Below are 18,410 nucleotides of genomic sequence, written 5' to 3' on the forward strand. Positions count from 1 at the left end.
CGTTGTTCAAACTAACGGAGCGTGCGTCCCGACGACCGCCGATCCCCGCGGACTTTTGCCGCTGGCTGTCCCACTGTCGCGCGTGAAGCCGTACGAGCGGAAACAGCTCCTCGCGCGGGTCGATCGCGACGGCGCGACCGTCGGTGCGTCGATCCCGGAGACGGTCGACGTGCAAGGGGAGCCCGTCGACCTCCGCGAGTTCGTCATGGAGATCTCCCGGCGGGACACGATCCCGGCAGGCGAACGCGACCGCGTGGATCGCGCCAAGCGTAACCTCCGACGGGAGCGCACGGAGCGCCTCGAGCGACTCGAAGAGGCCGACATCTCGAAGGCCGAAGGCGAGCAGCTCGCGAACGCCATCGTCGGCATCGACCGCGCACTGAACGCCCTCGAGTCGCTGGGGCCGACGGACATCGAGGGCGAGCAAGAGCGCAAGGAAGCGGCCGACCAGAAACGCTGGGTGTCCTTCCTGAAACAGGCGCTCGGACGCGATTCCGAGGAAGCGCGGGGACGACAGGGGCCGTGAACGGTTTCCACAGCTACGCATCATGAGCGAAGACACAGCCGACGAATCCGACGACGCGACGGACGCACCGGACGTCGATCCCACCGGGATCACGAACGACGAGATCGCGAGCCTGTTCGAGGAGTTCGCGGATCGCCTCGAGGCCCAGGACGTCGAGTACAAGCCGAGCGCGTACCGCCGCGCGGCGGACAACGTTCGCGAGTATCCCGGCTCCGTCGCCGCGCTCGCGGCCAACGACCCCGAGGCCGTGGAGAACATCGACCGGGTCGGCGACGCGATCGCGAGCAAGATCGTCTCCTACGTCGAGGACGGCCGCATCGAGGAACTCGAGGAACTCCGCGAGGAGCTGCCCGTCGACATGGAAGACCTCACGGCCGTCGAGGGCGTCGGGCCGAAGACGGTCGGCACGCTCTACCGTGAGCTGGGGGTCCGGACGCTCGCCGACCTCGAAGCCGCCGCCGAGGCCGGCGAGATCCAGGACGTTTCGGGGTTCGGCGCGAAGACCGAGCAGAACATCCTCGACAATCTCGCGTTCGCGAAAGAGGCTCAGGGTCGGGAGCGTCTTGGTGATGCACGGCCGGTCGCTGACGACCTCCTCGCGCAGATGCGCGACGCGGACGTGGTCCAGCAGGCCGAGGTCGCGGGATCGATCCGCCGCTGGCTCCCCACCATCGGCGACGTGGACGTGCTCGTGGCCACCGATCCCGACGACGCGGAGGCTGCTGTCGACGCGTTTCTCGACCTCGCGGACGAGGAGCTCCAGGCCGGCACCACGAAGGCGAGCGTCCGGATCGACGGGCAGCAGGCGGACCTCCGCGTCGTTCGCCCCGACCAGTTCGGCGCCGCGCTCCAGTACTTCACCGGGAGCAAGGAGCACAACGTCCAGCTCCGCAACTACGCGCTCGACCGGGACGTCTCGCTCAACGAGTACGGCGCCTTCGATATCTCAGATCCCGACGTGGAGCCCGGCGACGCCCGGGACGCCGGCGAGCACCTCGCCGGCGACACCGAGGAATCGATGTACGAGGCTCTCGACCTTCCCTGGATGCCCGCGGAGCTCCGGGAGGGTCGTGGCGAGATCGAAGCCGCCGCCGAGGGGACGCTCCCAGACCTTCTCGAGGAGGGCGACGTACGCGGTGACCTCCACGTCCACTCGGAGTGGTCCGACGGCCGGGAGTCGATCGCGTCGATGGTCGAGGGTGCCGCCGCGTTCGGTCACGACTACGTCGCGATCACCGACCACGCGGAGGGGCCGGGCGTCGTCGCCGGGATGGGTCTCGACGACGAAGAACTCCTCGAGCAGACCGACGCCGTCGCCGAGGTCGCGGCGGACGCCGAGATCGAGGTGTTCCACGGCGTCGAGGCCAACGTCGACGCCGACGGCGATCTCTCGACGCCCGACGACGTGCTCGCGGAGCTCGACGTCGTGGTGGCCTCGCCCCACAGCGGGCTCGACGGCGAGGCGACCGACCGGCTGATTCGCGCGATCGAGCATCCACACGTCGATATCCTGGGCCATCCCAGCGGTCGCCTGCTGAACGAGCGCTCCGGGATGGAGTTCGACGCACGGCGGCTCGGCGAAGCCGCTGCCGAGCACGGCGTAGCCCTCGAGATCAACGCCAACCCCGCTCGGCTCGATCTCTGGGGCGAGGCCGTCCAGGTCGCGATCGAGGAGGGCGCGACCATCGCGATCGATACCGACGCCCACGCCACGCCGGAATTCGGTCACGTCCGCTACGGCGTCCACACCGCTCGCCGTGGCTGGGCGGAGTCTGCTGACGTGCTCAACGCGTGGGACGCGGACGCAGTCAGGTCGTTCCTCGAGTGAGGAGGCTCGCGACGGTTCTGTTCACCGTAGATTAGCGGTTTTTTTCGGACGTCTATCGCTCCGTAGCGACGCTCTCGCCGGGTGACACGGTGCGAGGAAAAGTGTAGCTGGGCGCGTCGAGCTATCGGCCGGCGTTCGGCGACCAGTCGTCGCAGGCCTCGACGTCGTCCATGTACTCCGAGCGGTGGCCGCAGTAGGGCGTCATCCCCTGGTCCGTCCGGACGTACTCGAAGTGCTCGCAGTTGCCACAGTACTTGTCCGCGACGTCTGCCGAGGGGCCACTGTCGCTTCGTGCCCCGCCGTCACGTTTCGGTTTCGGCGACTGCAGCGTCTCCGCACCGGAGCCACCGTCGCTTGCGGTTCCGAAGCCAGTCGCCGGCTTGGACCCCGTCGAACTGGATCGGCTCGTGGTCGATTGGGTGTGATTCGTCGACGAACCACGACCAGTAGCACCCGTGGAGTCGTCCGCGTCCTGCTCGTTCGGCCGGTTGGTCTGGGTCTCGACGGAGCCATCGGGCGTACTGCCGAGGAGCCCGACGCCGCCACCGAGCGAACCGCCGCTTTCCTTCTCGACCTCGACGTACTTCGTCTTCCCTTCGCCAACGCGTAGCGAGACGGTGCCACCCGGGTCGTTCCGGCGCTTGAACGTCGCGATGCCGGCGAACAGACAGAGCGCGATGGTCAGCATGCCGACGAAGTAGATCCCGGTGACGTACGGGGTCAGCTGCTCGCCGTGACCGAGCCAGTGATCCGGGTAGGCCCGCCAGAAGCTCGCGACGCCCAGCAGCGTAAGGCTCGCACCGATCGCCGCGGCAGCGCGGAGCCGTGGACTCGCGGGCAGGATGACGACGACGCCGCCGGCCAGTGCGGGCGCGGCGAGGCCGCCGAGCACGCCGGCGAGTCGGCGGGCACCCCACTGGGTCGGATTGGCCATCGCGACGACGAGTGCGAGCAGGCTCAGGACGATTCCGACGCCGAGGAGCGCCACGCCGGTCTTCAGCCGGGTGTCGCTCTGGAGCGCCCCGACGTCGTCGGTGTAGGCGTCAGCGAGACCGGTCATACTCCTCGGGTACGGTACCGTCCACCAAAAGCACCCGTCAGACGCGCGTCATGCACGCGGGCGTGCGGACGGACCCCCGCTCACGGCGCGCTGCAGCCCAGGTCTTGTGTGACCAGCGACTGCCGTGGAACGATGCGTCTATCCAGCGTCTATTCTCCTGGCGGCAAGCGTCGAACCGCCCTCAGTCGATACTCCGGTTGGCGGCGGGTGCGGGGTTCGATGTTCCCGATTCGTTCCCAGAGCCGTCGGTCGACTGGGACTGCTCGACCATCGGCGAGCCGTCGGCGCGCGGGCCGAGCGTCGGGCCGATCGTCTCGGCGTCGGGATCGATCCGGCGGCGCTGTCGGTAGTCCGTCGAGCGCTCGACCGGCGTCCGGCCGATCGCGGTAATCATGTCGACGTACTCCTGGACGGAGCGGAACTCGCCGTAGTCGCCGCCGGCGCGTTTGGTGATCTCCTCGGAGAGGATCGTCCCCATGAAATCGTCGGCGCCGCAGTTCAGCATCTTCAGTCCCTGTGCGTCGCCGTACTTGACCCAGGAGGACTGGATGTGCTCGACGTTGTCGAGGAACAGCCGCGAGACGGCGATCATCAGCTCGTCCTGGTCGGTGCTGGCGCCGCCGTCGAGGTAGCCGCGCTCGAACAGTGGCGTCTCCTCGTGGACGAAGGAGAGTGGCACGAACTCCGTGATCGCGCCGGTGCACTCCTGGAGGTCGCGGATTCGCTTGAGGTGGAGCACGCGGTGCATCGCGTTCTCGACGTGGCCGTACATGATCGTGGCTGTCGTGTCGAGCCCGACGGAGGCGGCGGCGTGCATCGCCTCCATCCACTCCTCGGTGTCGATCTTCCCGGGACAGATCACGTCCCGCACCTCGTCGACGAGGATCTCCGCGGCAGTCCCGGGGACGGAGTCGAGCCCGGCGTCCTTGAGACGACCGTAGACCTCCTCGTAGTCCCAGTCTGCGCCGCGCTGGGCGTGGTAGGCCTCCTCCGGCGTCATCGAGTGCATGTGAACGTCCTCGACGCTCATCGCCGAAATCTGGTCGACGTAGGTGCCCGGTGAGGTGTCGTAGGCCGACGGTGGCCGGTAGTTGACCATCGTCGGGTCGTCCTTCGCCTCGAGGATCTCGCGGTGTTCGTCGTCGAGTGCGAACGCGGGATGCAGCCCGGAGACCGAACAGACCTCGTAGATGCCGAGATCGAGTGCGTCCTCGACGATCCCACGGGACTCCGCGGGCGTCTTGGTGAAGCCGCCGTGCTCGCCCTGGTACTCCGTGCGGAACTTCTGAGATCGGTCCTTGAAGTTGCAGAACAGACAACCGGTGTTACAGGCCGTCGTGACGTTGTTGTTCAGGTTCGCGACGAACGTGACCTCGTCGCCGACCTCCTCGGCACGCCGGCGGTCCGCGATCTCGAGCACGCGCTCCTTGCGCTCGGGGTCGATGCCGGGCTCGTCGGTCCCGGTTGTGATGAGTTCGACGCCGTCCTCGACGGAGAGCCGATCGCCGCTCCGGGCCCGCTCGAGGGCGTTCTCGAAGCTCTGGTCGGTGCAGGGAAGGTGATCGAAGGAGACGGAGACGCCCTCCTCGGGGACGTCGACGCCGCAGATGAACCCGTCGCCCATTATGCTACCATCACAAACCCCGACGGGTAAAACAAAGGTGGTTCCGGCAGTGCACGCCGGCTGCACGGACGCGGAGAGTCCGGTATCGCGGCCCATTCTGCCGGGACTCGGTGCGACCTGCATCGCAGCTGAAGGTATTGCCTGTTCTAGAGATATTCTGCTACAATCGAAAAATTTCTGTTCGCCGTGGGTTCGTCGTTCGACGTCCCAGTTTCTCCCACGATCCGTGCATCGTCGCCGACTGCAACCCTTATTGTAGCGGGCGGGGACCGTTCGACCATGACGAGCGTCAAGGAGTTCCGTATCGAGGAGGACGCGACCGCGACGGCGCTCGGTCGCGGCGCCTTCTACTTCACCGACGACTACTCGGTGTTCGACTGGGGGAAGATGCCCGACCCGATCCCCGACAAGGGCGATTCGCTGTGTACGATGGGAGCCTTCAATTTCGAGTTGCTGGAGGCAGAAGGCGTCGGCACGCACTACCGCGGGGTCGTCCCGGAGGATCATACCGAGCCCCTGCCACTGAGCGACGTCGACGGCGCGCCACGCGAGATGGCGATCGCGCTCTCCCAGATCCCGGATCTCCCACGCGACGGCCGGAACTACGACTACGACGCCTACCACGAGACTGCCGCGGAGAATTACGTCGTTCCCCTCGAGATCGTCTTCCGAAATTCGGTCCCGATCGGATCGAGTCTCCGCTCGCGAACCGACCCCGCCGATCACGGTCTCGACGACCTCGTCGGCGAGGGCTGGCCCGACGAGCCCGTCGACCTCGCCGAGCCGATCGTCGAGTTCTCCACGAAGTACGAGGAGTCCGACCGCTATCTCGATCGCGAGGAGGCCGACCTCATCGCGGGCGCGGCCTCGATCGCCGACCTCGACGCGCTCGCTCGCGACGTGAACCGGCTCGTCACCGATCGCGCGGCCGAGCGGGGGTTCACCCACGAGGACGGGAAGATCGAGGTCGTCTACCACCAGGGCGACCTCCTCGTCGCCGACGTCGTCGGCACGTTCGACGAGAACCGCTTCGCCTACGACGGCCAGCAGCTCTCCAAGGAGGTGCTCCGGCAGTACCACAAGCGAACGCAGCCAGCGTGGGTCGATGCCGTCGGCACAGCGAAGACGCAGGCCAAGGCCGAGGGCGTGGCCGACTGGAAAGGACTCTGTGAGGAGCGTCCCGAACCGCTCGATCCCGAGGTTCTCCAGGTCGCTCGTGACATGTACGCCGCGGGGACGAACGCCTACGTCGGCCAGGAGCGATTCGACGCGCCGTCGATCGACGACGCCGTCGGGGCGATCCGGGAGCTCTGAGCGAACCCCTACACGACTGGACCTCCTTCGTACCGCATGAGCGCCCTCAACGATCTGAGCCGATTCGTGGTACTGTTCTCTCTTGCCGGCCTGAGCTATCTGCTGATCGCGGAGGGCGGCAGCTTCGACGACCAGTGGATCGCGATCGGAGCCCTGGTTTTCGGGATGCTTGCCGTCGTGCTCATCGCGTACCGGTTTCGCGAGGACTACCAGCGAGAGGACGACGCGGAGTAACGGTTCCCACCCGATCAGTAGCGATCGAGCCCGACCTGGCTCCGCTTGCGCCCCGCCGGATTCGCGACCCACGGTGACGCCGATGCACGGTCTGCGTCGTGATCGACCTCGGGAGCGTCGGCCGATTCGAACCCCGGACACTCGGGCCCGCACTCGCTGGCGGGATCGACGATGCGGCCTTTCCACTCACACCAGGGGAGCTGCCCGTCGTACTCGGCTCGGGGTTTGACCTCCGCACACTCCGGGAACCCGAACGTCCGCCAGCCCTTGCCGTACGCGCGCTCGGCGATCCGTCGCCGTGCCCGGAATTTCTCGTCCGGAGCGACGACCGTTACGTCGGATCGCCCGGGCTTCTGGTCGAGAATCTCGACGCCCGGTTCGTCGACTCGCAGCTCTGCTGCCTCTCGGAGGACCGTCAGGTCGCCGGCGCCGGGGTCGAACCGCCAGATACCGACCCCGTCGGGAATCCGGTTTCGGTGGGCCCCGGTGACGTAGCTCTCCGTCGCCAGCACGATCCGATCGACGAGCCCGAGGCTGACGTCGGTCCGGAGCTGTGCCTCCAGCGCGCCGGGCGTCCCGAGGTCGGGTTTGTTCTCGATTCCGACGATCTCGCCGAACCAGTTCGAGGGATAGCGGGCGGTCTGCCGGGCGTGGAGCTGTCCGGACCGACGTTCGAGCTCCAGAAAGCCGATCTCCGCCGCGTGCTCGGCGATCGACCGGGCACGATCGGGTCTGCAGTCGAACGCGTTGGTCACCCGCCGCGCCCGTCCGGGTCCGAGCGCCGCGTCGATCGCCGCCTGCGGGATTCGTTCGGACGTGATCGCCGTTCGCTCGTCGTACGACGGCCCGGGCTCGACGAGGACCGTATCCAGCACGCGCCCGCCAGGCCGGGCGACGCCGCCTCCGAGCTGCCGGGCGACGATCGCCGGAGTGGAATCGCGATGCTCGGGCCCCGGTGTTCCGGCCGCTTCGAGGTGGGCACACAGCGACAGTTCGAAGCCGAACTCGCGCACGGGGGCGGTTCGGGGCCGTTGCCGTATAAGCACGCGGTGCGCAGTGGTAGTGACGGACGTTCAGGAACCGATGCAGGGCGCCGGCCAGCCGATCCGGACCGACGGCCCAGCCATTCGCACGCAGGCCCGTGGCCAGAACAGCACCTTTATGAATCGGACGGAGCGAAGATTGCACACGATTACTCGCTCATATGGCAGGTAGCAACCGACGTCCGGAGGTGAACATCGGGCTGGTCGGCCACGTGGATCACGGGAAGACCACCCTGGTCCAGGCCCTCTCTGGAGAGTGGACCGACCAGCACTCCGAGGAGATGAAGCGCGGGATCTCGATCCGGCTCGGCTACGCGGACACGACGTTCCGTCAGTGCCCCGACTGCGAGGGCACCGCGTCGTACACGGTCGCCGAGGACTGTGCCGACCACGACGTGGAGACCGACGTACTGCGGACCGTCTCCTTCGTCGACGCACCCGGCCACGAGACCCTGATGGCGACGATGCTCTCCGGTGCGGCGATCATGGACGGCGCGGTGCTGGTCGTCTCCGCAACGGAGGACGTCCCCCAGCCCCAGACCGAGGAGCACCTCATGGCGCTGGACATCATGGGGCTTGACAACCTCGTGATCGCCCAGAACAAGATCGACCTCGTCGACCGCGAGCAGGCGGTCGCCAACCACGAGGCGATCGAGGAGTTCGTCGCGGGCACCGTCGCGGAGGGCGCGCCGATCGTCCCCGTCTCCGCCCAGCAGGGCGTCAACATGGACCTCCTGATCGAGGCTATCGAGCGGGAGATCCCGACGCCCGATCGCGACTCCGACGCCGATCCGCGGATGCAGATCGCGCGGAGCTTCGACATCAACCGACCCGGCACCACCTGGGAGGACCTCCTCGGTGGCGTGCTCGGTGGAAGTCTCGTCGAGGGGACGCTCAACGTCGACGACGAGATCGAGGTCCGTCCCGGCCGCGAGGTCGAGGAGGGCGGCGAGACGCGCTACGAGCCGATCACGACGACGGTTCGATCGATCCAGGCCGGCGGGACGCCAGTCGACGAGGCGACGCCCGGCGGACTGCTCGGCGTCGGGACCGGGCTCGATCCCAGCCTGACGAAAGGCGACGCGCTCGCCGGCCAGGTGGCCGGTCACGAGGGCGCGCTGCCCCCGACCTGGGAGCAGTTCACGATGTCCGTCGATCTGCTCGACCGCGTCGTCGGCGACATGGACGACGAAGAGGTCGACGAGATCACCACCGGCGAGCCGCTGATGATGACCGTCGGTACGGCGACGACCGTCGGCTCGGTCACCAGCGCTCGCGGCGACGAGGCAGAGGTCGCGCTCCAGCGCCCGGTTTGCGCCGAGGAGGGCGCGACGATCGCGATCAACCGCCGCGTCGGCTCGCGCTGGCGACTCATCGGGATCGGCACCCTGACGAACTGATCGGCCACCGGGCCGGTCCTCCACGCACCGACTACTGAATATGACCAGGACCGTAGCGATCGACACGAACGCACTCATGATGCCCGTCGAACTCGACGTTCGGCTGTTCGAGGAGCTCGATCGCGTTCTCGGCGGCGCGAGCGCCGACGGGGAGCAGGCTGGGTTCGAGCCGATCGTTCCCCAGGCGGTTCTGGAGGAGCTTCGCCGGCTCTCGGAGGCCGGCGGCGGCGAGGAGTCGATCGCGGCGAGCGTGGGCCACGATCTCGCCACCGATCGCTGTATGCCCGTCGACACCGAGGCTGCAGAGGCCGACGACGCGATCGTCGAGCTCGCCCGCGAGGGCACCGCCGACTTCGTCGTGACGAACGATCTGCCGCTCCGCGACCGGGTCCTCGACGCGGGCGTTTCGGTACTTAGTTTACGGGGGACCGATAAATTGGCCATAACCGAACCGTAGCTGCCACTCATCTACCAATGTACAAACGGGTCAGAGTCACCGACACGGTCGAGGTACCGCCCGAGGAGCTCGCGAACGTCACGCCCGAGCTCGTCAAGCGACTGCTCCAGGACAAGCTCGAAGGGCTCGTCGACGAGGATCTGGGCTCGGTCGTCTCAGTCACCGAGGTCCACGACGTCGGCGAGGGCCGCGTGCTCCCGAACCGCCCCGGCGTCTACTACACCGCGGAGTTCGACGCGGTCACGTTCGACCCCCAGATGCAGGAGGTCGTCGACGGCAACGTCGTCGAGGTCGTCGAGTTCGGCGCCTTCGTCGGGATCGGCCCCGTCGACGGGCTGCTCCACGTCTCCCAGATCTCCGACGAGTACCTCGCTTACGACGGCGAGAACCGCCAGCTCGCCTCGAACGAGTCCAACCGCGTGCTCGCGGAGGGAGACGCCGTCCGGGCCCGGATCGTCACGAAGTCCATCGACGAGCGCAACCCCCGGGACTCCAAGATCGGCCTCACGGCCAAGCAGCCCGGACTGGGCAAGCACGGCTGGCTCGAAGCCGAGCGTCAGACCGACGACGCCGACGTCGCAACGGGTGAGCAGTAATGGCAGACGATCGCCTCGTCTGCCGGGAGTGTCACTCGGTCGTGGACCCCGACGTCGACGCCTGCCCGACGTGTGGCTCCTCCTCGCTCACCGAGGACTGGGCCGGCTACGTCATCGTCGCGCATCCCGAAGAGAGCGAGATCGCAGAGGCGATGGGCGTCACCGAGCCCGGTGCCTACGCGCTGAAGGTCCGATAACGTCCGATGCCGGGTGCCGAGGGAGATCCCACGGAACCCGACGTCGTACTCGAGCTCCCCGAAGCCGCTCGCGGGGAGTTCAAAGACCCGTTCGGTCCCGTTTTCACCGACGTCGATGCGTTGCTCGCCGAGCACGACGGCCCGATCGTCACCGTCGGCGATATCGTCACCTACCATTTCGAGGAAGCCGGCCACCAGCCATCGATCGCGTTCGTCGACGGGCGGACGAAGCGCGAAGCTGCGCCTGACGACGTTCGCGATCGGCTGGACGCCCGGCCGAACCAAGTCACCGTCACGAACCCCGCGGGCGTCATCACGACCGACCTCCTGACGGCGATCGCCGACGCGCTGGCGAGTGACGGTCCCACGACGATCGTCGTCGACGGCGAGGAGGATCTCGCGACGGTACCGGTCGTCCTCGCCGCACCGCTGGGCGCAACCGTGGTCTATGGCCAGCCCAACGAGGGGATGGTCGCCGTGGACGTGACCGAGGCCCACCAGGAATCGTTCCGGGAGCTCCTGTCGGCCTTCGAGGGCGACGTCGAGCGAGCCCGGGCGATCCTCGGCGTCTGAACTGCGTCGTTACTCACCGTTGCAGGCGTTGGGATCGTTCGTCTCCTTTTATGTGCGCGTGGCCCGTAGGAACTAACGATATGTCCGGTCGATTCAGCCGCGGGCTCTCCGTCGTGGACGGGAGCCTCGACGTGTTCCGCGCACGTCCACAGCTGGTCCTCCTCCCCCTGTGTAGCCTCCTGCTGGTCGGCAGCGGCTTCGCCGTCGCTGCCGGTCTGGCACTGCAGTACGGGTTCGTCGCGCCGATCGTCACGAACGACCTGGTGCGCTACGGCGCGATCTTCGTCGGGTTCGGTATCTCGACGGGGCTCGGGACCTTCTTCAACGCCGCCGTGGTCCACGTCGCCGCGCGCCACTTCGCCGGCGAGGATCCGACCGTCCGGGACGGTCTCCGGGCGGCGTGGGAAGCGCGACGCACGATCGCGATCTGGTCGGTCACGGCCGCGACGGTCGGCACCGCACTCTACGTACTCGACGAGAAGTTCGGCGGTCTCGGGACGCTCGCGCGGCTCGGTTTCGACCTGGCCTGGTCGCTGCTGACGTTCTTCGTCGTCCCAGTGCTCGTCCTCGAGGACGACGAGAGCGTTCGCGCCGCCCTCCGACGGAGCGGGGAGACGTTCAAAGACACCTGGGGCGAGAGTCTCACGGTCTCCTTCGGCGTCGGTCTGGTGATGCTCCCGGCAGTCGTCGCTGGCGCGATCGGCATGGGCTGGGCTTTCTTCGCACCGTCGAATCCGATGGCGCTGCTCGCCGGGGCCGCCGGGTTCGTGCTCGTCGTCGGTGCCATCGTCTTCAGCCAGGTGATCACCGCCGTCGCGAAGACTGCGCTGTACCAGTACGCGACGGAGGACCGACGGGTCGGTCCCTTCGCCGAGCTCGGTCCCCGGGCCGTCCTCGACGACGACTGAGTGCTGCCGGCGCCGCCGCTTCACTCGGCGATCGCCGTCGCCTCGACCTCGACGACGAGCGCCGGATCGATCAGCGCCTGCACCTCCACGAGCGTCGAGGCAGGCTTCGCGTCGCCGAAGTGCTCGCCGTGGGCTCGACCGATCTGCTCCCAGTCGTCGGCGTCGGTGACGAACATTCGGGTCCGGACGACGTCGGCTGGCTCCCCGCCCGCGTCGCGGACCGCGTCCTCGACGAGGCCGAACGCGTGGGTGGCCTGTTCGTATGGCCTGCCCGGCGCGACCGGATCGCCGTTCTCGTCGGTCGCTGTCGTGCCAGCGACCTCGATACGGTCGCCGACGCGAACTGCACGCGAGTAGCCGACCTCGTCCTCCCACTCCGTACCACTGGAGATCTCTGTTCGATCCATACGGGCACTCTGTCGGGGTCCGATACAAAGGTGCAGGTCGACCGACGACGCCGGATTGCATCGACGGGCGGGACTGCGCGTTCGTCGGGAGCGTACTGTCGCGGTGTGGATGTGTAGCGTCCCCGCGACGGTGCAGTTGTCGTGCTGCCGTGGTGGGTAGCTGTGTGGAAGGTGTAGCCGTTTTTTGGTGGAGATTTTTTGCGCGAGGGCGCCGCGGTGAGGCCGCGAGGCCGAGTCGCGGCCGCCCGAGCGTAAAAAAGGTCCTTCGAAATCCTTTTACGCGTTTCGCGGCCAGATACACGTAACTGAGCCATGGACGTCGATATCATCGAAGAAGACGAGAACCCCATGTTGCATCGGACCGACGTGCGATTCCGCGTTCGCCACGACGAGAGCACTCCCGAGCGCCTCTCCGTGCGTGACAGCCTCGCCGCCATGCTGAACAAGGACGCCGAAGAGGTCGTCGTTCGCAAGCTCGACACCAAGTTCGGCATGCGCGAGACGATCGGCACGGCGAAGGTCTACGAGGACGCCGACTACGCCGTCGACATCGAGCAGGACCACATGCTCGATCGCAACAAGATCGGCGTCGAGGCCGACGCTGACGAGGAGGCCGAGGAGGCATGAGCCGCCACGAGATCTACGCCGACGACGGCACCACGGACAGCGAGCAGTGCCCGCGCTGTGAAGACACGTTTCTCGGCGAGCACGACGACCGGCTGCACTGCGGCAAGTGCGGCTACACCGAGTGGAAGTAGGGGATGCGCGTCCTCGGGATCGAAGGGACCGCGTGGGCCGCAAGCGCCGCCCTGTACGACACCGGGGACGACTCCTTCTCCCTGACGACCGACGCCTACGTTCCAGAGACCGGCGGCATCGACCCGCGCGAGTCCGCCGATCACATGGCCGACGCGGTACCTGCCGTTATCGCCGAGATGCTCGAGGAGGCACGGGAGCGAACAGCGCCGGCTGCGGGAGCCGGATCTGCCGCTGGGGGCGCCGCCGACGAGCCGCCGATCGACGCAGTGGCGTTCTCACAGGGCCCCGGCCTCGGCCCGTGTCTGCGGATCGCCGGGACGTCCGCCCGCGCACTCGCCGACTCCCTGGACGTTCCGCTGGTCGGCGTCAACCACATGGTCGCCCACCTCGAGATCGGCCGGCACTGCTCCGGGTTCGACCAGCCGGTCTGTCTGAACGCCAGCGGGGCGAATGCGCACGTCCTCGGCTACCACAGCGTCCGGGCGAGTGAAGCGAGCCCGGGCTCGTCGGGCGAGCGCAGCGTGCCCGACGGTGGCCGGTACCGGGTCCTCGGCGAGACGATGGACACCGGCGTCGGGAACTCACTCGACAAGGTGGCTCGCCACGCCGGGCTCTCACATCCCGGCGGGCCGAAGCTCGAGGAGCTGGCGACCGACGGCGAACTGTTGGATCTCCCCTACGTCGTCAAGGGGATGGACTTCTCCTTCGCCGGCATCGTCACCGCTGCCCAGGACGCGCTGGACGACGGCGCGCCGATCGAGGACGTCGCTCGCTCGCTCCAGGAGACCATCTTCGCGATGCTCACGGAGGTCGCCGAGCGCGCGCTCGCGTTGACGGGGAGCGACGAGCTCGTTCTCGGGGGCGGCGTCGGCAACAACGATCGACTCAGGGAGATGCTCGCGGCGATGTGCGAGGCTCGCGGCGCAGCGTTCTTCGCTCCAGAGCCACGGTTCCTCGGCGACAACGCGGCGATGATCGCGCTCACGGGCGCCAGGCAGCTCGCAGTGGGCGACACCGTCGCTATCGAGGACTCCGGCGTGCGACCGAACTACCGCCCCGACCAGGTCCCGGTGACCTGGCGGGAGGACGAGTCCTCGACCGCGATCGCCCCGGCAGCGTCCGGCCAGCGCCGCGGTGCGGAGGCGGTCGTCGAGATCGACGACGACCGCGTCACGAAGCGCCGCATTCCCAAGGAGTACCGCCATCCCGATCTCGACGAGCGACTCCGCGCCGAGCGGACCCGAAGCGAGGCTCGGCTGACCGCTCGTGCGCGGAGACTCGGGATCCCCGCACCGGTCGTGCTCGACGTCGATCCAGTGGATGCGACGCTCGAACTCTCGACGGTCGGGGCGCACGACCTCCAATCGACGCCCGAACCGGCGCTGCTCGGTGCTGTCGGCGAGCACCTCGCGAGGCTGCATGCCGACGGCGTCGTCCACGGCGATCTCACGACGCGTAACGTCAGGGTTCTCGACCACGCTGAAGACGGCGGCGGCTCCGGGGCATCGGCGCCGACCGATCGTGTCGCGCTGATCGACTTCGGACTCGGGTACGACAGCGATCACGTCGAGGACCACGCGATGGATCTGCACGTTCTCGAGCAATCGATCACCGGGACGGCGTCGGATCCGGAGGCATGTATCGACGCGCTGGAGACGGCGTACGCGGCTGTGGGCGATCCCGCGGTGCTCGAACGGCTGCGCGAGATCGAGGGCCGCGGCCGGTACCAGTAACCGGTCCGGGCATCGTTCGCGCTCGAACTGGTCCATCGGGAACCGTCGCCTCGCAGTTTTTATCCCACGGGCCGTCGTAGGAACCCCCATGGTCGACAAGCCCAACTCAGGCGAGCTGTTCGGCATCCCGTACAACTTCGAGAAGCCGAGCATGCGGCGGCTGCTCTCCTCCTACTGGCAGCCCGGGGACGGGATGCTCGTCAAGAAGCCCTTCGGCGTCGGCTACACGCTGAACCTCGCGAACTGGCGCTCGTGGCTCGTCATCGGCGTCGCCGGCGCGCTCCTCTACCAGGAGCGATCGGGGTCCGCCGATTCGGGCGCCGAGGAGGACGAGACCGAATCCGACGAGCCGGTCGAGGTCCTCGTCGACGACTGAATGCTGCGGTTCGTCACCGGGAACGAGGGCAAGGTCCGGGAGGCACGCGAGTATCTCCCGATCGCGGTCGAGCAGGTCGACTACGACTACGTCGAGGTGCAGTCCGACGACCTGGCGGTGATCGCGGCGCGGGGCGCCCGCGAATCCTACCGCGAACTCGGCGCTACGGAGCCCGTCGCCGTCGAGGACTCGGGGCTGTTCGTCGACGCGCTCGACGGGTTCCCGGGCCCGTACTCCGCGTACGTCGAGCACTCGCTCGGGATCGAGCGCGTCCACCGACTCGTCGACCCGGAGGACGACCACCGGGCGTCGTTCCGGAGCGTCGTCGCGTACGCGGTCGACGCTGACGCGGTCGGGGATTCGACGGCCGACGGCACCGCCCTCGACTGGCACGACGGCGTCACCGTCGACGACGGCGTCGCTGTGGCGACGTTCGAGGGGACCGTCCGCGGGGAGATCGTCGCGCCGCGCGGCGACGGCGGCTTCGGCTACGATCCGATCTTCGAACACGACGGCCGCACGATGGCCGAGCGATCGACCGAAGCGAAGAACGCGATCTCCCATCGTGGCCGAGCGCTCGCGAAGCTCGCGGACTGGCTGGCTGCCCAGGAGTGAGGGAGCAACCGTCGCACTGACTGATCGACGCCCGGGCAGCTCGGCGTCGGTCAGTCTCGCGGGTCGCGATCCGGTCCCTCGTACGGCACTTCGTCGAGGGACTCGTAGAGTGCTTCCGCGTCGAAGACGGCGAGAAACGCCTCGGGCGTCCGGACGCTGACCGACACGCGGCCCTGTAGCTCGACCCCGGCAGTGGCGCTCGTGAGATTCTCGTCGAAGCTGAGCAGGTGTGCGGCATCCCCGTGGAGCGCGCTCGCGAGTCCCGGGTGATCGCCTGCGGGATGCTCGACTGCGCGTGCCTCCCGCTCGATCCGCTCGCGCCAGTCCGCCGCGAGCTCCTCCTCGGCCAGCGTCGCGATCACCGCCTCGGCGTCGTCGAGCAGCCGATCGCTGGCCACCAGCTCGATCCAGGAGTGCGATCGGACGACGTCGAGCGCCTCGCGGGCCGGCCCGTCGGCGAGGAGGTCGGCAGCCAGGACGTCCGCGTCGGCAGTCACGCTCGCCGGATCAGGCGGCGTCGTCATCCTCACCTCGTAGCCGTCCGAGCGTCGATCGAACGTCCTCGGTGTCGACGTCGAACGCTTCGGCACGATCGAACAGCGTGGCCCAGCTCACGGTCGATCCGTGGGGCTGCCGGGAGAAAAGCAATCCGGGTCTCTGCCAACTATGTGCGTGGTCGCCGTCGATGTGTCGGTGCCGAGCAGTTCGACAGCGGCTACTGTCCGGGTGGTCCTCCTCTGCGTTCGCTGCGCGCCGAGGATCCGGGCGGCCACTCGCCGACGGTGGCGTCGCGGACGACCACGGCGAGGAGGATCGATGCGAGGAATCCGACGACCATTGCGACGCCGTAAACGACGCCGGTGAGTCCGTACGCCTCCGTCGCCCAGACGGTGGCGAGCATCGGTGGCGCCACAGCGGCGACGAAGACGACGTCCTCGGGGCCCCACGGCCCGACGTGACTCGAGCTCACGTCGAAGACGTAGACGAGCAGCGCCGCGAACGGCACGCCGAAGCCGATCGCGATCGCGCCGGCAGCCAGCAGCGTCTGCTGGACGCCGGATACGCCGAACTGGGGCACGGCGAGTGCGGCAACAATGCCGACGATGACGACGGTCGAAACGAACTCGGCGAGCCGTTCGGTGTCCATACGACCGAATTCGGTGGACGGTTCAAGTGTGTGGCGGTCTCGCAGGGGTCGAACACCGATTGGCGCCCGGGGTGGACGCTTACCGAGATTCCGCCAGCAGGTAGCGCCGCCTGCTACAGCAACGCTGTACAGTTCACTCCCGTGGCTCGACGACGGACGACAGGTCGTCGATCTCCTCGAGGACTGCCGTCGCACCCACGTCTTCGAAGAGTGCCCGCCCGCGATCGCCACTGAGCCCGCCGGTGAGCACGCCGATGCCGTGGTAGCGTCTCGATGGATCAGCCGTCGCCGCGTTCGTCGCGGTCCGAACGTCGTCGAGCGTGTCCCCGACGAACGCGAGCGACGAAGCGTCGAACCGGTCGGCGAGCGTAAGCAAGGCGTCTGGATCCGGCTTGCCGGCCTCCCAGTCGTCCATGGTGAACCGATGCTCTTCGGGAACGTCGAGGCCGGTCCGATCGAGCGCGATCTCGGCCTCCGCGGCGGGTCGCCCCGTCAGGACGCCGACGTCGAACGCTGACTGGAGCCACTCGATCGTCGCGTCGTCGATCAATACCGGCTCGTCGTGAATGTACCCCTCGCGATCGAGGTCCGGCTCCGCTCCCTCCAGCTCCCGATAGAGATCGCTGCCGAGGTAGAGCTGCTGGAAGACCGCCCGGAGCCGTGCTGGATCCCACGCAGCTTCGATCGACTCGGCATCCGGCGTGGACAGCGACGATCGGAGGACGGATCGAGCGCCCTCGAGCCCGCCGCCGGCATCGGCGATGGCGCCGGTGAACGCCTCGACGTCCGGATCGAAGGAGGCGTCTTCACTGGCGCCAGCAGTGGTCGGTCCGTCGCCGCCAGAGTCGCCCTCGCCGTCGTTCGCTTCGGTCGCCAGTGCGTAGAGTGCCAACGCATCGGTCAGCTCCCAGTCGTTGTTGAATCCGCCCGCTTCCTTGAATGACTGAACGACTGCTCGATCGAACGACGCGCCGTAGACGATCTCGACGGATTCGACGATCGCGCGGCGGTAGGAGTCGGCCACGTCGACGAGCACGCCATCGACGTCCAGCACGACAGCGTCGACCTGCATAGCCACGAATGGACGCCGGGCGCATTTGGGCGTACCTATTCACGGCGACCGGTTCCACAGTCCTCGATCCAGTAGACCGTCTCGCCACCGGCGAGTTGCTGGGGCCCCGCGGCGACCGACGGTGGCTCTCCGCCCAGGGTCGTGAACGCCGCTGGCACGTCCAGCGCCGTGGCGAGATCGACGAACGGACCGTGGAGTTCCGGGGGAAGACGGAGCGCGTAGAGCCCGTCGAGCCCCGTCAGTAGCTCGCTGGTCGCTTCGGGAGGCGGCCCTCCGGTCGCCGCGCGACTCAACTCGACGAGGTCCGTGTGCCGGAACGCGACGCCCGGTGGGACCGATCGCTCGACGACGTCGATCGCGGCGACGTCGACGTTCCGCTCCGCGATCGCAGCGGCGACGGCCGTCCGCTCGCCGATCCCGACTTCGAGCAGGCGTACGGGCGCGGATTTCCGGCCCGTTTCGTGCTCGCCGACGAGCCCGTCGACGAGCGTCGCGGCCAGTGCAGTCGTGCGATCAGCGTGCGACACGCCGGGACGTTTAT

Annotated in this window: 23 protein-coding genes; 15 read left to right on the forward strand and 8 right to left on the reverse strand. The window is 68.0% G+C overall.

Annotation, left to right across the window (positions count from 1 at the left end):
- The first annotated feature begins 82 nt into the window (after positions 1-82).
- Both ACZ5KP_RS14505 and ACZ5KP_RS14510 read left to right on the forward strand, forming a co-directional pair.
- Entirely contained in the window at positions 83-526 is a 444-nt protein-coding gene (locus ACZ5KP_RS14505; protein ID WP_460918583.1) for a DUF5788 family protein, read from the forward strand.
- Positions 527-548: 22 nt separating this feature from the next.
- Complete coding sequence (locus ACZ5KP_RS14510) at positions 549-2,354, forward strand: helix-hairpin-helix domain-containing protein (RefSeq protein ID WP_460918584.1); 1,806 nt, start codon at positions 549-551, stop codon at positions 2,352-2,354.
- Positions 2,355-2,475: 121 nt separating this feature from the next.
- Here the strand turns inward: ACZ5KP_RS14510 and ACZ5KP_RS14515 are convergent, their stop codons facing one another.
- Positions 2,476-3,414 (reverse strand): cell division protein CdpA domain-containing protein, encoded by a 939-nt coding sequence (locus ACZ5KP_RS14515; protein ID WP_460918586.1) that lies wholly within the window; start codon positions 3,412-3,414, stop codon positions 2,476-2,478.
- A gap of 181 nt (positions 3,415-3,595) precedes the next feature.
- Positions 3,596-5,038, reverse strand: coding sequence for a 7,8-didemethyl-8-hydroxy-5-deazariboflavin synthase subunit CofH (gene cofH, locus ACZ5KP_RS14520; protein WP_460918587.1), 1,443 nt, complete (start codon positions 5,036-5,038; stop codon positions 3,596-3,598).
- A 279-nt stretch (positions 5,039-5,317) separates the two neighbouring features.
- On the opposite strand from cofH, the gene ACZ5KP_RS14525 reads away from it, so the two are divergent.
- Positions 5,318-6,352, forward strand: coding sequence for a phosphoribosylaminoimidazolesuccinocarboxamide synthase (locus ACZ5KP_RS14525; protein WP_460918589.1), 1,035 nt, complete (start codon positions 5,318-5,320; stop codon positions 6,350-6,352).
- 36 nt (positions 6,353-6,388) lie between these two features.
- Entirely contained in the window at positions 6,389-6,586 is a 198-nt protein-coding gene (locus tag ACZ5KP_RS14530) for a hypothetical protein (protein WP_460918590.1), read from the forward strand.
- A 14-nt stretch (positions 6,587-6,600) separates the two neighbouring features.
- Here the strand turns inward: ACZ5KP_RS14530 and ACZ5KP_RS14535 are convergent, their stop codons facing one another.
- The gene (locus tag ACZ5KP_RS14535) at positions 6,601-7,599 is read right to left on the reverse strand and encodes a DUF5787 family protein (RefSeq protein ID WP_460918592.1); all 999 of its coding nucleotides are present in this window, start codon (positions 7,597-7,599) and stop codon (positions 6,601-6,603) included.
- A 191-nt stretch (positions 7,600-7,790) separates the two neighbouring features.
- Here ACZ5KP_RS14535 and ACZ5KP_RS14540 point away from each other — a divergent pair, with 191 nt between their 5' ends.
- From ACZ5KP_RS14540 to ACZ5KP_RS14565, 6 genes are all read left to right on the forward strand, one after another.
- On the forward strand, positions 7,791-9,029 hold the full coding sequence (locus ACZ5KP_RS14540) for a translation initiation factor IF-2 subunit gamma (RefSeq protein ID WP_460918594.1): 1,239 nt from the start codon (positions 7,791-7,793) through the stop codon (positions 9,027-9,029).
- A gap of 40 nt (positions 9,030-9,069) precedes the next feature.
- The gene (locus tag ACZ5KP_RS14545; RefSeq protein ID WP_460918595.1) at positions 9,070-9,486 is read left to right on the forward strand and encodes a PIN domain-containing protein; all 417 of its coding nucleotides are present in this window, start codon (positions 9,070-9,072) and stop codon (positions 9,484-9,486) included.
- Between the two features lie 17 nt (positions 9,487-9,503).
- Entirely contained in the window at positions 9,504-10,082 is a 579-nt protein-coding gene (locus tag ACZ5KP_RS14550; protein ID WP_460918597.1) for a DNA-directed RNA polymerase, read from the forward strand.
- Positions 10,082-10,279: a transcription elongation factor subunit Spt4 gene (spt4, locus tag ACZ5KP_RS14555; RefSeq protein WP_248516073.1), complete on the forward strand. Its 198-nt coding sequence runs from the start codon at positions 10,082-10,084 to the stop codon at positions 10,277-10,279. Before ACZ5KP_RS14550 ends, spt4 begins: the two co-directional genes overlap by 1 nt.
- A 6-nt stretch (positions 10,280-10,285) precedes the next feature.
- On the forward strand, positions 10,286-10,852 hold the full coding sequence (locus tag ACZ5KP_RS14560; RefSeq protein WP_460918598.1) for a GTP-dependent dephospho-CoA kinase family protein: 567 nt from the start codon (positions 10,286-10,288) through the stop codon (positions 10,850-10,852).
- An 80-nt stretch (positions 10,853-10,932) separates the two neighbouring features.
- Positions 10,933-11,760, forward strand: a complete 828-nt coding sequence (locus ACZ5KP_RS14565) for a DUF6159 family protein (RefSeq protein WP_460918599.1) — start codon at positions 10,933-10,935, stop codon at positions 11,758-11,760.
- 20 nt (positions 11,761-11,780) lie between these two features.
- Here the strand turns inward: ACZ5KP_RS14565 and ACZ5KP_RS14570 are convergent, their stop codons facing one another.
- Positions 11,781-12,167, reverse strand: a complete 387-nt coding sequence (locus ACZ5KP_RS14570; RefSeq protein ID WP_460918600.1) for a RidA family protein — start codon at positions 12,165-12,167, stop codon at positions 11,781-11,783.
- 312 nt (positions 12,168-12,479) lie between these two features.
- Between ACZ5KP_RS14570 and ACZ5KP_RS14575 the strand changes: the two genes are divergently transcribed.
- The 5 genes from ACZ5KP_RS14575 to ACZ5KP_RS14595 all read left to right on the forward strand — a co-directional run bounded on the left by ACZ5KP_RS14575 (position 12,480) and on the right by ACZ5KP_RS14595 (position 15,650).
- Positions 12,480-12,794 (forward strand): 30S ribosomal protein S24e, encoded by a 315-nt coding sequence (locus ACZ5KP_RS14575; protein WP_460918601.1) that lies wholly within the window; start codon positions 12,480-12,482, stop codon positions 12,792-12,794.
- Entirely contained in the window at positions 12,791-12,925 is a 135-nt protein-coding gene (locus tag ACZ5KP_RS14580; RefSeq protein WP_460918602.1) for a 30S ribosomal protein S27ae, read from the forward strand. The genes ACZ5KP_RS14575 and ACZ5KP_RS14580 overlap by 4 nt, the downstream gene beginning before the upstream one ends.
- 3 nt (positions 12,926-12,928) lie before the next feature.
- The gene (locus ACZ5KP_RS14585; protein WP_460918603.1) at positions 12,929-14,659 is read left to right on the forward strand and encodes a bifunctional N(6)-L-threonylcarbamoyladenine synthase/serine/threonine protein kinase; all 1,731 of its coding nucleotides are present in this window, start codon (positions 12,929-12,931) and stop codon (positions 14,657-14,659) included.
- 88 nt (positions 14,660-14,747) lie between these two features.
- Positions 14,748-15,035 (forward strand): DUF5808 domain-containing protein, encoded by a 288-nt coding sequence (locus ACZ5KP_RS14590; RefSeq protein WP_460918605.1) that lies wholly within the window; start codon positions 14,748-14,750, stop codon positions 15,033-15,035.
- Positions 15,036-15,650: a non-canonical purine NTP pyrophosphatase gene (locus ACZ5KP_RS14595; protein WP_460918607.1), complete on the forward strand. Its 615-nt coding sequence runs from the start codon at positions 15,036-15,038 to the stop codon at positions 15,648-15,650.
- Between the two features lie 50 nt (positions 15,651-15,700).
- Here ACZ5KP_RS14595 and ACZ5KP_RS14600 read toward each other — a convergent pair whose 3' ends face one another.
- From ACZ5KP_RS14600 to ACZ5KP_RS14615, 4 genes are all read right to left on the reverse strand, one after another.
- The gene (locus tag ACZ5KP_RS14600) at positions 15,701-16,174 is read right to left on the reverse strand and encodes a DUF7384 family protein (RefSeq protein WP_460918608.1); all 474 of its coding nucleotides are present in this window, start codon (positions 16,172-16,174) and stop codon (positions 15,701-15,703) included.
- A gap of 191 nt (positions 16,175-16,365) precedes the next feature.
- Complete coding sequence (locus ACZ5KP_RS14605; RefSeq protein WP_460918609.1) at positions 16,366-16,797, reverse strand: hypothetical protein; 432 nt, start codon at positions 16,795-16,797, stop codon at positions 16,366-16,368.
- A gap of 133 nt (positions 16,798-16,930) precedes the next feature.
- The gene (locus tag ACZ5KP_RS14610; protein WP_460918610.1) at positions 16,931-17,869 is read right to left on the reverse strand and encodes a TIGR01548 family HAD-type hydrolase; all 939 of its coding nucleotides are present in this window, start codon (positions 17,867-17,869) and stop codon (positions 16,931-16,933) included.
- A 35-nt stretch (positions 17,870-17,904) separates the two neighbouring features.
- Positions 17,905-18,396 carry a UPF0146 family protein gene (locus tag ACZ5KP_RS14615; RefSeq protein WP_460918612.1) on the reverse strand — a complete coding sequence of 164 codons (492 nt, stop codon included), beginning with the start codon at positions 18,394-18,396 and terminating at the stop codon, positions 17,905-17,907.
- Positions 18,397-18,410 lie beyond the last annotated feature (14 nt).

The sequence above is a fragment of the Salinarchaeum chitinilyticum genome, assembly GCF_055390775.1.

Bases quoted from the DNA above. Each gene is read 5' to 3' on its own strand.
- ACZ5KP_RS14575 (WP_460918601.1), top strand. From the start codon at position 12,480: ATGGACGTCGATATCATCGAAGAAGACGAGAACCCCATGTTGCATCGG.
- ACZ5KP_RS14595 (WP_460918607.1), top strand. From the start codon at position 15,036: ATGCTGCGGTTCGTCACCGGGAACGAGGGCAAGGTCCGGGAGGCACGC.
- ACZ5KP_RS14610 (WP_460918610.1), bottom strand. From the start codon at position 17,869: ATGCAGGTCGACGCTGTCGTGCTGGACGTCGATGGCGTGCTCGTCGAC.
- cofH (WP_460918587.1), bottom strand. From the start codon at position 5,038: ATGGGCGACGGGTTCATCTGCGGCGTCGACGTCCCCGAGGAGGGCGTC.
- ACZ5KP_RS14515 (WP_460918586.1), bottom strand. From the start codon at position 3,414: ATGACCGGTCTCGCTGACGCCTACACCGACGACGTCGGGGCGCTCCAG.
- ACZ5KP_RS14580 (WP_460918602.1), top strand. From the start codon at position 12,791: ATGAGCCGCCACGAGATCTACGCCGACGACGGCACCACGGACAGCGAG.
- ACZ5KP_RS14540 (WP_460918594.1), top strand. From the start codon at position 7,791: ATGGCAGGTAGCAACCGACGTCCGGAGGTGAACATCGGGCTGGTCGGC.
- ACZ5KP_RS14550 (WP_460918597.1), top strand. From the start codon at position 9,504: ATGTACAAACGGGTCAGAGTCACCGACACGGTCGAGGTACCGCCCGAG.
- spt4 (WP_248516073.1), top strand. From the start codon at position 10,082: ATGGCAGACGATCGCCTCGTCTGCCGGGAGTGTCACTCGGTCGTGGAC.
- ACZ5KP_RS14605 (WP_460918609.1), bottom strand. From the start codon at position 16,797: ATGGACACCGAACGGCTCGCCGAGTTCGTTTCGACCGTCGTCATCGTC.
- ACZ5KP_RS14530 (WP_460918590.1), top strand. From the start codon at position 6,389: ATGAGCGCCCTCAACGATCTGAGCCGATTCGTGGTACTGTTCTCTCTT.
- ACZ5KP_RS14590 (WP_460918605.1), top strand. From the start codon at position 14,748: ATGGTCGACAAGCCCAACTCAGGCGAGCTGTTCGGCATCCCGTACAAC.
- ACZ5KP_RS14600 (WP_460918608.1), bottom strand. From the start codon at position 16,174: ATGACGACGCCGCCTGATCCGGCGAGCGTGACTGCCGACGCGGACGTC.
- ACZ5KP_RS14565 (WP_460918599.1), top strand. From the start codon at position 10,933: ATGTCCGGTCGATTCAGCCGCGGGCTCTCCGTCGTGGACGGGAGCCTC.
- ACZ5KP_RS14570 (WP_460918600.1), bottom strand. From the start codon at position 12,167: ATGGATCGAACAGAGATCTCCAGTGGTACGGAGTGGGAGGACGAGGTC.
- ACZ5KP_RS14510 (WP_460918584.1), top strand. From the start codon at position 549: ATGAGCGAAGACACAGCCGACGAATCCGACGACGCGACGGACGCACCG.
- ACZ5KP_RS14560 (WP_460918598.1), top strand. From the start codon at position 10,286: ATGCCGGGTGCCGAGGGAGATCCCACGGAACCCGACGTCGTACTCGAG.
- ACZ5KP_RS14585 (WP_460918603.1), top strand. From the start codon at position 12,929: ATGCGCGTCCTCGGGATCGAAGGGACCGCGTGGGCCGCAAGCGCCGCC.
- ACZ5KP_RS14525 (WP_460918589.1), top strand. From the start codon at position 5,318: ATGACGAGCGTCAAGGAGTTCCGTATCGAGGAGGACGCGACCGCGACG.
- ACZ5KP_RS14545 (WP_460918595.1), top strand. From the start codon at position 9,070: ATGACCAGGACCGTAGCGATCGACACGAACGCACTCATGATGCCCGTC.